A 10,523-nucleotide genomic window follows, 5' to 3' on the forward strand; every position below is an offset into this window, starting at 1 on the left:
CAGGATCACACCTACTCGGAATAGGTCGTCACCGGCTTCCGGTTGGAGGATGGACGCACCCCAGACCGGAAGCCGAGATGACCACCGCCACGTCCAGCACCGTCCCGACCGAAGCCCCACCGGCTCGAGCCGCTCATCTACGGCTCGCCGTCCTGGCGCTCGCCATGGGTGGCTTCGCCATCGGGACGACCGAGTTCGTGACGATGGGTCTCATCCGCGAGATCGCGGGCGGGGTCGACGTGTCGATCCCCAGCGCTGGCCACGTCATCTCGGCCTACGCCGTCGGCGTGGTCGTCGGCGCCCCGCTGCTCGCGTTCGTCGGCGCCAAGTGGCCGCGCCGTGGGCTGCTGGTGGGCCTGATGGCGACGTACGCCGTTTTCAACGCGCTCAGCGCCATGGCGACGAGCTTCTCGTGGCTGCTCTTCGCCCGGTTCCTCGACGGGCTGCCGCATGGCGCCTACTTCGGCGTCGCGTCGTTGGTCGCCGCCAACATGGCCGCACCCGGCCGCAAGGGCCGCGCCGTGGCCGCCGTGATGCTCGGTCTCTCGGTCGCCAACGTGGTCGGCGTGCCCGCCGCGACCTGGCTCGGCCAGAACCTCGGCTGGCGCTCGGCCTACTGGACGGTCGCGGTCCTCGCGCTCGTCACGGTTGCGATGATCCTGGCCTTCGTGCCGTCCGTGCCCGGTGACGCCGAGGCGACCGGCCGCCGTGAGCTGGCGGCCTTCTCCAAGCCCCAGGTCTGGCTGACGCTGCTGGCCGGCGCGGTCGGCTTCGGTGGCATGTTCGCCGTCTTCTCCTACGTCGCTCCGACCGTCACCGAGGTCGGCGGCCTCGGTGACGGTGCGGTGCCGGTCTTCCTCTTCGTCTTCGGGCTCGGCATGGTCGCGGGCACGTGGGTGGCCGGCGAGCTCGCCGACTGGTCGGTGTTCCGCGCCCTGGTGCTCGGCTCGGCCGGCATGGGCGTCGCCCTCGTCGCGTGGTGGCTGCTCGCCCCGACCGGCTGGGGCCTGCTGCCGATCGCCTTCGCGATCACCGCCCTCGGCTCGGTCCTCGTCGTCAACCTCCAGCTCCGGCTGATGGACGTCGCCGGCGAGGCCCAGACGCTGGGGGCGGCGATGAACCACGCCAGCCTCAACGTCGCCAACGCGCTTGGGGCCTGGCTCGGCGGGCTCGTCATCGCCGCCGGCTACGGCTACCGCGCCCCCGCCCTGGTGGGCATCGCCCTGTCGGTCGGCGGGCTGCTCGTGATCCTGGTGGCGGCGCGCCTTCAGCGCCGCGACCACTCCTCGGCCAGCACGTCGTAGAGCGCGAGGTCGGCGAGTCCGTCGCGCACGACGGTGCCAAGCCGCTCCTCGCCCGTCTGCGTGAAGCCGGACGCCTCGATCACGTGCCGTGACGCGGTGTTGTCGACGGCCGCGAAGGAGCGGACCCGGCGCAGGCCGAGCTCGGCGAACGCCCACCCCGTGACGAGGGGTACGGCGGCCCTCATGACGCCCCGGCCGCGGGCGTCGGGGTGGGTCCAGTAGCCGACCTCGGCGTCGTCGTCGTTGACGCCGAAGACCTCCACCGACGCCAGCACCAGGTCGGTCACCGGGTCGGCCACGGCCCAGGTCAGCGACCTTCCGGTCGCCAGCTTCTCGGTGTTGTTCTCCAGCCACGTCCGCGCGGTCGCCTCGGTGTAGGGCGACGGCATCCGGCCCAGCCAGTGCTGGGTGCGCTCGTCGGAGCACGCCTCGACGATGCGCGGCACGTCGCCGTGGGTGACCGGGCGCAGTCGTACGCCGTCGCCGTCGAGGACCTGCGCCGTCAACCAACGCCCGGACGGCTCGCGCGGCTCGTCGGCCAGCAGCGTCCCGACCCATGCGTCGACGAGCACGCCGCGGGAGACCTGGGAGTGCCGCAGCACCCCGTCGAGGCTGAACCCGAGGCGCCACGCCAGCTTGCGCGACGCCCAGTTGCCGACATCGGCGCGCCAGACCACCGTCTGCACGCCCTGGGTCACGAAGCCCCACTCGAGCAGCAGCCGCAGCCCGGCCTCCATGACGCCGGTGCCACGGGCAGCAGGGTGGGCGCCGTAGGCGATCTCGGCGCGGCCGTGGCCCTCGTCGCGCAGGGCGACGTTGCCGGCGTACCCCTCGTCGCTGACGACGGCGAAGATCCACTGCGAGCCGTCGGCCCACGCGCCCGGCGCGATCTCGTCGACGAACGCGACCGCGTCGGCGAGGCCGAACGGGACCGGCACGTTGGTCCACCGGATCGACACCGGGTCGAGACACTGCTCGAGGACGCCGGCGACGTCGCGGTCGTCGAGGGCCCGGAGGGTGACCGTGCCGTCGGACAGGATCGGGACGGTCGGTTCGCCAGCCATGCCCCGAACCCTGTCACGCGCCGCCCCACGACCGCGCCCGGTTATCGCTCGCGCGTCAGAGGACCGCGCTGTCGTGCCAGAGCGGCCAGATGTCGGAGGTGAGCTCGTCGGTGCGGTGCCAGAGCGCGAGGTAGAGCTGGGCGGCCGTGCCCTCGATGCGCAGGTCGCCCTCGGCGGTCTCGACGTGGCCCTCGACCCGGGTCGAGACCGGGGGCTCGTCGGTGACGCGCACCGTGAAGGAGTGGTCGGCGTCGGTCGGCACGACCGCGATCGTCACCGGGGTCGCGGACCGGAGGCGTGAACGGGACCGGGGGACGAACCCGAGCAGCAGCTCGTCGATGCCGTCGAGGGCCAGGGCGCGCCCCCGGTCGTCGGTCAGCCAGGTCTCCTCGGTGCGGGGGAGCCGGCCGAGGGCGGCGGAGAGGACGTCGACGGCGTGGATCGTCGTCTCGTGGCACTGCCGGCGTGCCCAGAACTGCCGCGGCGGGGGAGCGTCGTGCAGGAACACTGCCGCCTCGGCGTCGTCGGCGGCCCCGACCAGCGTCCGCACCAGCGCGATCGCGCCGTCGCGCAGCCAGTCGACCGGGTCGCTGCTGCTGCGACCGGCCTTCTCGATCGGCGGCCAGTCCAGGTCCTCGCCGCGGAACGACCCGGCCGCCCAGCGGTGCACGGCCCCCTGGTGGCCGACGAGCCGGCGTACGGTCCACGCCGGGCAGGACGGCACGGGCACGTCGAGGCCGGAGCGTCCGGCGGCTCGGGCCAGCTCGAGCATGGCGCGCTGGAAGCCGGCGAGGTGCTCGTCGAAGGTCAGGGTCGTGGCCACGTCGGCATCCTCCCATCGAGGCCGCCGGTGGCATCGGCAAGAATGGCGGTCATGTCTGCGACCACCCAGCCCGAGGTCAGTGTGCCCACGCTGGCGGCGGGAGGGGCACGGCCCCGCGTCCTGTCCGGGATCCAGCCCACGGCCGACTCGTTCCACTTCGGCAACTACCTCGGCGCGCTGCGCCAGTGGGTCGACCTCCAGCGCGACCACCAGCCGTTCTTCTTCATCGCCGACCTGCACGCGATCACGCTCGAGCAGGACCCCAAGGTGCTGCGCGAGCGTACGCTGCGGGCGGCCGCCCAGCTGCTGGCCATGGGGATCGACCCGGCCCGCTCGGCGATCTTCGTGCAGAGCCAGATCCCCGAGCACGCCCAGCTGTCGTGGGTGCTGCAGTGCCTGACCGGCTTCGGCGAGGCGCGCCGGATGACGCAGTTCAAGGACAAGTCGGCCAAGGGCGGGGAGGGTGCGGCGTCGGTCGGCCTGTTCACCTACCCGATCCTGCAGGCGGCCGACATCCTGCTCTACCGGCCCCACTACGTGCCGGTCGGCGAGGACCAGCGCCAGCACCTCGAGCTCACCCGTGACCTCGCGCAGCGCTTCAACCACCGCTACAAGAAGACCTTCCGGCTGCCCGAGCCCTACATCCTCAAGGCGACGGCCAAGATCGGTGACCTGCAGGAGCCGACCGCCAAGATGTCGAAGTCGGCGTCGTCGCCCGGCGGCATCATCGAGATGCTCGACCTGCCGACCGTCAGCGCCAAGAAGGTCCGCTCGGCCGTGACCGACAGCGAGACCGAGATCCGCTTCGACCCCGAGACCAAGCCCGGCGTCAGCAACCTGCTCACGATCTTCTCGGCCCTGAGCGGCACCAGCGTCACCGACCTCGAGGCGGAGTACGCCGGCCAGGGCTACGGCGCGCTCAAGGGCGACCTCGCCGACGCGGTGGTCACCTTCGTGACGCCGTTCCGCGACCGCACCCTTGAGCTCCTCGACGACCAGGCCCACCTCACCGAGGTGCTGCGCCAGGGCGCCGAGCAGGCCGGCGAGGTGGCGAGGGCCACCCTGCGTGACGTCTACCAGCGGGTGGGCTTCGTCGCGCCCTCCACTCGGTAGGGTCGGGAGATGCCGACGATCGGAGTGGCCGTCGCGATCCCGGAGCCCTGGGCGACCGAGCTGCAGGACTACCGCGCCTCCGTCGGCGACTCCACGGCTGCGATGATCCCGACCCACATCACCCTGGTTCCGCCGACCGAGGTCGAGGACGACCTCAGCGTCGTCGAGAAGCACCTGGTCGAGACGGCCACCCAGGTCGGGCGGTTCGACGTGCACCTGCGCGGCACGGGCACCTTCCGCCCGGTCTCGCCGGTGGTGTTCGTCAGCCTCGTCGAGGGCATCTCGCAGTGCGAGCAGCTCGCCGAGGCCGTGCGCAGTGGCCCGCTCGAGGTCGACCTGGACTTTCCCTACCACCCGCACGTCACGGTGGCGCACCACCTCTCCGACGACCGCCTCGACCTCGCGTTCGCCGAGCTCTCCGGCTTCGAGTGCCAGTTCACCGTCGCCGACTTCCACCTCTACGTCCACGACGACGAGCTGGGCTGGCAGCCGTCGCGTGACTTCTCGCTCGCAGGGAGCTGAGCTCGATGGCCTCGGTGAAGGAACGACTGGTCGAGGCGCGTGCGGAACGACCCGCGCTCGACCACGTGCTGCTCATGAACGAGCACTACGGCAAGGTCAAGGGCGGCCAGCAGGCCGGCGCGGTCACCTACTTCGCGTTCCTCTCGTTCTTCCCGATCCTGGCGCTCGCGTTCTTCGCGGTCGGGATCATCGCCAACGTCTATCCCGACGCCCAGGAGAACGTGGTCAAGGCGATCGACTCGGTGCTTCCCAACATCGTGGGCGACGACGAGGGCCAGATCTCGATCGACAAGGTCCAGTCGTTCTCCGGCCTCGCCGGCATCGTCGGTCTCCTCGGTGTGCTCTACGCCGGGCTCGGCTGGGTCTCCGCGCTCCGTGAGGCGCTGGTCGCCGTGTTCGAGACCCCGCAGCGCGAGCTGCCGTCGTTCGTCAAGGGCAAGCTGCGCGACCTCGAGGCGCTCGTCATCGTCGGCCTCGTCCTCGTGGTCGCCGTGGCGGTCGCGGGCTTCGTCTCCGGCTTCTCCGAGGACCTGCTCGACCTGGTCGGCCTCGGCACCGAGCTGTCCTGGCTGGTCAAGATCCTGGCGGTCGTGCTCGGCCTGGCCGCCAACGCCGTGTTGTTCTTCGCCCTGTTCAAGCTGCTCGCCGAGCCCGAGGTCCCGTCGCGGTCGCTGTGGTCGGGCGCCCTGCTCGGCGCCGTCGGGTTCGAGATCCTCAAGCAGCTGTCGAGCCTGCTGCTCAGCTCGACCAAGGGCCAGCCGGCGTTCCAGGCGTTCGGGATCGCCCTGATCCTGCTCATCTGGATCAACTACTTCTCGCGGCTGGTGCTCTATGCCGCCTCGTGGGCGTTCATGTCGCCCGAGGCGGTCGCGGAGCGCCAGGCCCTGCCGGCCGACCCGATGCAGGGCCCGGCCACCCCCGACCTCACCCACCTGCCCGAGTCGGCGTGGGCCGACGACGGCAAGCCCGCCGTCGCGGTCGCGGCCCGTACCTGGCCCAAGCCCTTCGCCGCCGGCAGCGCGTTCACGCTCGCCGTGGTGGCCTTCCTCCGACGAAGGAACGACTCGTGAAGCTCGAGCGCAAGCACGCTCTCCTCCTGCTGGCCGTCGCCGTGTGGAACGTCGTCACGTTCGGCAACTTCGCCAAGAACCTGGTGCAGGCTGCCCAGGACGGCGAGGACCGCGCCGCCGGCTACTGGATCGCCCACACCGTGCTGATCGTCGTCAACTTCCTGATCGCCGGGGTGCTCGGCTCGCTGGGCTGGAAGGCGCTGCGCGCCTCGCGCGCCGCCGACCAGGAGCCGCAGCCCGTCACCAGGTGACGTCGGCCGCTGGCACCACCTCGGTGGTGACCCCGGGGTACTCGGTGTCGGCGACGAAGAAGTTGGTGAACGCGATCATCTCGCGCGCGCCGATCGGCACGGTGCTGCCGTCGGGCATCTCGAGCGGCCACGGGCCCTCGTCGGTCGTGTGGCCGTCGGCGACGAGGACGGTGTCGTAGCCCTCGATCTGCGAGCGGGCGGCGGTGCTGCGGATGCACGCGTCGGTGGCCGCGCCGCAGACGACCAGTCGGGTGGCCCCGAGGGCGTCGAGGCGCTCACGCAGGTCGGTGTCGGCGAAGGAGTCGAGGAACTGCTTGCCGATGACGGTGTCGCCGTCGCCCGGCCGCACCTCCTCGACGATCTGCCACGGCTCCGACCCCGGGACGAACGGCCCGGCCTCGTGCTGGATCCACAGCACGGGCACGTCGTCGGCCCGCGCCCGGTCGATGAGGCCGCGGATGCGCCCGACCACGCCGTCGCGGTCGAAGCCGCCGTCGGTGTTGCCGTGCTGGACGTCGACGACGAGCAGGACGGTCTTGCTGGGGAGGGTGTGGGTGCTCATGCGTCGTACGCTAGCCGGGTGACCGGACAGTTACCGACCGGATTCGGCACCACTCTTCCCGACCGCCACCTCCCGAGCCCGGCCGGACGGGTGCTCGCGCTCCTCGAGCGGGTCCAGGAGCGGCCCGGTCTCACGGCCGATCAGCTGGCGACCGAGCTCGGCGTGGGGGAGCGGAGCGTACGTCGCTACGTCACGACCCTGCAGGAGCTCGGGATCCCGGTGGTCGCCCGCCGGGGCAGGGTCGGCGGCTATCACCTCGAGGCGGGCTACCGGATGCCGCCGCTGATGCTCGGCACCGACGAGGCGGTCGCGCTGACCCTCACGATGGCGGTGCTGGCCGGGCGGGCCGACGGGGAGGGACCGGCCGCCGCCGCCCTCGCCAAGCTGCGCCGTGCCCTCCCGCGCGCGGTCGCCGAGCGAGTCGACGACGTCCTCGCGGCCGTCGTACCGCCGGAGCGGAGCGACCGTCTCGCCCCTGGGGCCACCCCCGACCCCGCCCTCCTGGCGACGCTCGCCGCGGGGGTGGTCGGCCAGCAGGTCTGCCGGGTGCGACACCGCTCGGGCGAGGGCTCCACGACCCGCGAGGTCAACGCGTACGGCGTCGCCGTCGTGCGCGGCCACCTCTACCTGCACGGCTGGTGCCACCTGCGGAGGGCCCGCCGGACCTTCCGGGTCGACCGGATCGAGTCCGTCGACCTGCTGGCCGAGACGTTCCGCGCGCCGGCGGACCTCGACGTCGCCCGGGCCGTCGAGACGTCGCTGGCCACGAGCTGGGACGGGTGGGCGGTCTCGGTGCTGCTCGACGCGCCCGTGGCCGCGGTCGAGGCGACCATCCCGCGGTGGGTCGGCGTGCCCGAGGCGGTCGACGCCGGGCGGACCCGGCTGCGACTGACCACGCGCAACCTCGACGCCACCGTGCTGCGGCTCTCGGACCACTCCTTCGGCATGGCCGTCGAGGAGCCGGCTGAGCTGCGGGAGGCGTTTGCTCGTCGGGGTGCGTGGATGAGTCGGGTGGGGTCTGGGTCTGGCTTGGGGTCTGGGTCTGGGTCTGGGTCTGGGTCGGGGTCGGGGTCGGGGTGAGGGTCGGGGTCGGGATAGTCCTGCTCGACCTTGGGTCTTTCTTGGTCGGGCTGTCCGCGCGCTTAGCATCCCGGGTCTCCCTGTCAAGGATCGCCTGCGGCGCCCGCTTCGCGGCGCCTTCGGCGTCCCTGACAGCGAGCCTCTCCCGGGATGCTTGAGGGCGCAGACAAGGGCGGGCTCGCCGCGCCCTCGTCCATGCGCGGACAGCCCTCAGCTATCCCTCCGGTCCCACTGGGCCGCTGAAGTTCGGACTCGGCCGACAATGCGTTATCGGCCAAGTCAGAGGTTCAGCGGCCCAGTGGTGCCAACGGGACGGCTGGAACAGGAGGGTCGGGTATCCGGCCCAGGCCCGTGCCGGGCGGTGCGTCAGCCACCGAAGCCATCCGTCAGATCGACCAGAACGGTGGCTCACACACCGCCCACCCGAGCCGACCCGAGTGAGCGGTGCGCACGCCACCGAACTGAGACGTCCGATCGACCAGAACGGTGGCTCACGCACCGCCGGGTCGGGTCTACGCGCGCGGCCACCCGACCCGGACACCGAATGACATCAGGTGACCGAGAGCCGAGTGGCCGTCGTACGAGAGAGGAGCTACTTGCCGTGCCGCAGCGCGGCGTGCAGGTCCCAGTTGAGGCGCGAGATCACGTCGAGCGGGATCTCCTTGGGGCAGGCGGCGGTGCACTCGCCGATGTTGGTGCAGCCGCCGAAGCCCTCGGCGTCGTGCTGGCCGATCATGTTGACGACGCGGGTGTCGCGCTCGGCCTGGCCCTGGGGGAGCTCGCCGAGATGGGTGATCTTGGCGCCGAGGAACAGCGACGCGGACCCGTTGGGGCAGGCGGCGACGCAGGCGCCGCAGCCGATGCAGGTGGCGACGTCGAAGGCGCGGTCGGCCTTGTCCTTCGGCACCGGGGTAGCGTGGGCGTCGGGGGCGGCTCCGGTGTTGACCGAGATGTAGCCACCCTGCTGGATGATCCGGTCGAAGGCGCTGCGGTCGACGACGAGGTCCTTCACGACCGGGAACGCGTCGGCGCGCCACGGCTCGATCGTGATGTTGTCGCCGTCCTTGAACGTGCGCATGTGGAGCTGGCACGTCGTGGTGACCTCGGGGCCGTGCGCCTCACCGTCGATCATCAGACCGCACTGGCCGCAGATGCCCTCGCGGCAGTCGGAGTCGAAGGCGATCGGCTCCTCGTCGGCGGCGTTGAGCTGCTCGTTGAGGACGTCGAGCATCTCGAGGAAGCTCATGTCCTCGGAGACGTCGTCGAGCTCGTAGGTGTGGATCCCGCCCGGCGTGCTCGCGTTGAGCTGGCGCCAGATGTTGAGGGTCAGTTTCACTTGTAGCTCCGCTGCTTCATCTCGGTGAACTCATAGGTCAGCTCTTCCTTGTGCAGGATCGGCTTCTCGCCCTCGCCGGCCCACTCCCAGGCCGCGACGTAGGCGTACTGGTCGTCGTGGCGCAGGGCCTCGCCCTCCTCGGTCTGCGACTCGCCACGGAAGTGGCCGCCGCAGGACTCGCGCCGGTTGAGCGCGTCGATGCACATGAGCTCGCCGAGCTCGATGAAGTCGGCGACACGGCCGGCCTTCTCGAGCGACTGGTTCATGCTGTCGGGCGAGCCCAGGACCTTGACGTTGCGCCAGAAGTCGTCGCGCAGCCCCCGGATCAGGTCGATCGCCTTGCGCAGCCCGTCGGAGGTGCGCTCCATGCCGCAGTACTCCCACATGATGTTGCCGAGCTCGCGGTGGTAGGAGTCGACGCTGCGGGTGCCGTTGGTGGTCATGAAGTGCTGGATCTTCTGCTTCACGTTGTCCTGCGCCTCGACCACGGCCGGGTCGTCCTCGGCCACCTTCTCGAACGGGCCCTGCGACAGGTAGTCGCGGATGGTGTTGGGCAGCACGAAGTAGCCGTCGGCCAGGCCCTGCATCAGCGCCGAGGCGCCGAGGCGGTTGGCGCCGTGGTCGGAGAAGTTGGCCTCGCCGGTGACGAACAGTCCGGGGATCGTCGACTGCAGGTCGTAGTCGACCCAGAGGCCGCCCATGACGTAGTGGACGGCGGGGTAGATCCGCATCGGGACGACGTAGGGGTCCTCGCCGGTGATGCGGGCGTACATGTCGAAGAGGTTGCCGTACTTGTTCTCGATGGCGTCGCGGCCCAGGCGGCCGATGGCCTCGGAGAAGTCGAGGTAGACGCCACGGCGCACACCCTCGACCTCGGGGCCGACGCCGCGGCCCTCGTCGCACATGTTCTTGGCCTGGCGGGACGCGATGTCGCGGGGGACCAGGTTGCCGAACGCCGGATAGATGCGCTCGAGGTAGTAGTCGCGGTCGTCCTCAGCGATCTCGCGCGGGTCCTTGGTGCAGTCGGACTGCGACTTGGGCACCCAGATCCGGCCGTCGTTGCGGAGCGACTCCGACATCAGCGTCAGCTTGGACTGGTGGGCGCCGGAGACCGGGATGCAGGTGGGGTGGATCTGCGTGTAGCAGGGGTTGGCCATCAGGGCGCCCTGGCGGTGGGCGCGCCAGGCCGCGGTGACGTTGCAGCCCATGGCGTTGGTGGAGAGGTAGAAGACGTTGCCGTAGCCGCCGGAGGCGAGGACGACGACGTCGGCGAAGTAGGTCTCGATCTCGCCGGTGACCATGTCGCGCACGATGATCCCGCGCGCGCGGTTGTCAACGACGATCAGCTCGACCATCTCGTGGCGGGTGTAGCACTTGACCGTGCCGGCGGCGACCTGG

The 10,523-nt window shown here is 71.1% G+C and carries 11 protein-coding genes; 6 read left to right on the top strand and 5 right to left on the bottom strand.

The window, feature by feature from the left end; translation table 11 throughout:
* The first annotated feature begins 77 nt into the window (after positions 1-77).
* Entirely contained in the window at positions 78-1,304 is a 1,227-nt protein-coding gene (locus Q7T52_RS16650; protein ID WP_304804448.1) for an MFS transporter, read from the top strand.
* On the opposite strand, the gene Q7T52_RS16655 is transcribed toward Q7T52_RS16650, so the two are convergent.
* Together Q7T52_RS16655 and Q7T52_RS16660 are read right to left on the bottom strand one after the other, a co-directional pair.
* Complete coding sequence (locus Q7T52_RS16655; RefSeq protein ID WP_304804450.1) at positions 1,268-2,368, bottom strand: GNAT family N-acetyltransferase; 1,101 nt, start codon at positions 2,366-2,368, stop codon at positions 1,268-1,270. The genes Q7T52_RS16650 and Q7T52_RS16655 overlap by 37 nt on opposite strands.
* Positions 2,369-2,423: 55 nt before the next feature.
* A complete protein-coding gene (locus Q7T52_RS16660; RefSeq protein ID WP_304804452.1) occupies positions 2,424-3,191 on the bottom strand; it encodes a maleylpyruvate isomerase family mycothiol-dependent enzyme in 768 nt (255 codons plus the stop codon).
* A gap of 51 nt (positions 3,192-3,242) precedes the next feature.
* Here Q7T52_RS16660 and trpS point away from each other — a divergent pair, with 51 nt between their 5' ends.
* Genes trpS through Q7T52_RS16680 form a run of 4 tightly spaced genes read left to right on the top strand, consistent with a single transcriptional unit; the run spans position 3,243 to position 6,147 of the window.
* Complete coding sequence (trpS, locus tag Q7T52_RS16665; protein WP_304804454.1) at positions 3,243-4,304, top strand: tryptophan--tRNA ligase; 1,062 nt, start codon at positions 3,243-3,245, stop codon at positions 4,302-4,304.
* Positions 4,305-4,313: 9 nt separating this feature from the next.
* Positions 4,314-4,826: a 2'-5' RNA ligase family protein gene (locus tag Q7T52_RS16670; RefSeq protein ID WP_304804455.1), complete on the top strand. Its 513-nt coding sequence runs from the start codon at positions 4,314-4,316 to the stop codon at positions 4,824-4,826.
* Positions 4,827-4,831: 5 nt separating this feature from the next.
* Complete coding sequence (locus tag Q7T52_RS16675) at positions 4,832-5,896, top strand: YihY/virulence factor BrkB family protein (RefSeq protein WP_370692331.1); 1,065 nt, start codon at positions 4,832-4,834, stop codon at positions 5,894-5,896.
* Positions 5,893-6,147 (top strand): SCO4848 family membrane protein, encoded by a 255-nt coding sequence (locus Q7T52_RS16680; RefSeq protein ID WP_304804458.1) that lies wholly within the window; start codon positions 5,893-5,895, stop codon positions 6,145-6,147. The genes Q7T52_RS16675 and Q7T52_RS16680 overlap by 4 nt, the downstream gene beginning before the upstream one ends.
* Here Q7T52_RS16680 and Q7T52_RS16685 read toward each other — a convergent pair.
* Positions 6,137-6,709, bottom strand: a complete 573-nt coding sequence (locus Q7T52_RS16685) for an isochorismatase family protein (RefSeq protein ID WP_304804460.1) — start codon at positions 6,707-6,709, stop codon at positions 6,137-6,139. The two genes, Q7T52_RS16680 and Q7T52_RS16685, sit on opposite strands and share 11 nt — an antisense overlap.
* An 18-nt stretch (positions 6,710-6,727) precedes the next feature.
* Between Q7T52_RS16685 and Q7T52_RS16690 the strand changes: the two genes are divergently transcribed.
* Complete coding sequence (locus tag Q7T52_RS16690; RefSeq protein WP_304804462.1) at positions 6,728-7,789, top strand: YafY family protein; 1,062 nt, start codon at positions 6,728-6,730, stop codon at positions 7,787-7,789.
* Positions 7,790-8,381: 592 nt separating this feature from the next.
* Here the strand turns inward: Q7T52_RS16690 and Q7T52_RS16695 are convergent.
* Together Q7T52_RS16695 and sdhA are read right to left on the bottom strand one after the other, a co-directional pair.
* Positions 8,382-9,125: a succinate dehydrogenase/fumarate reductase iron-sulfur subunit gene (locus Q7T52_RS16695; RefSeq protein ID WP_304804464.1), complete on the bottom strand. Its 744-nt coding sequence runs from the start codon at positions 9,123-9,125 to the stop codon at positions 8,382-8,384.
* A partial coding sequence (gene sdhA, locus Q7T52_RS16700; RefSeq protein ID WP_304804466.1) for a succinate dehydrogenase (quinone) flavoprotein subunit occupies positions 9,122-10,523 on the bottom strand: 1,402 nt, incomplete at its 5' end. The genes sdhA and Q7T52_RS16695, both read right to left, overlap by 4 nt.

This window comes from Nocardioides sp. (assembly GCF_030655615.1).
GTDB lineage: Bacteria > Actinomycetota > Actinomycetes > Propionibacteriales > Nocardioidaceae > Nocardioides.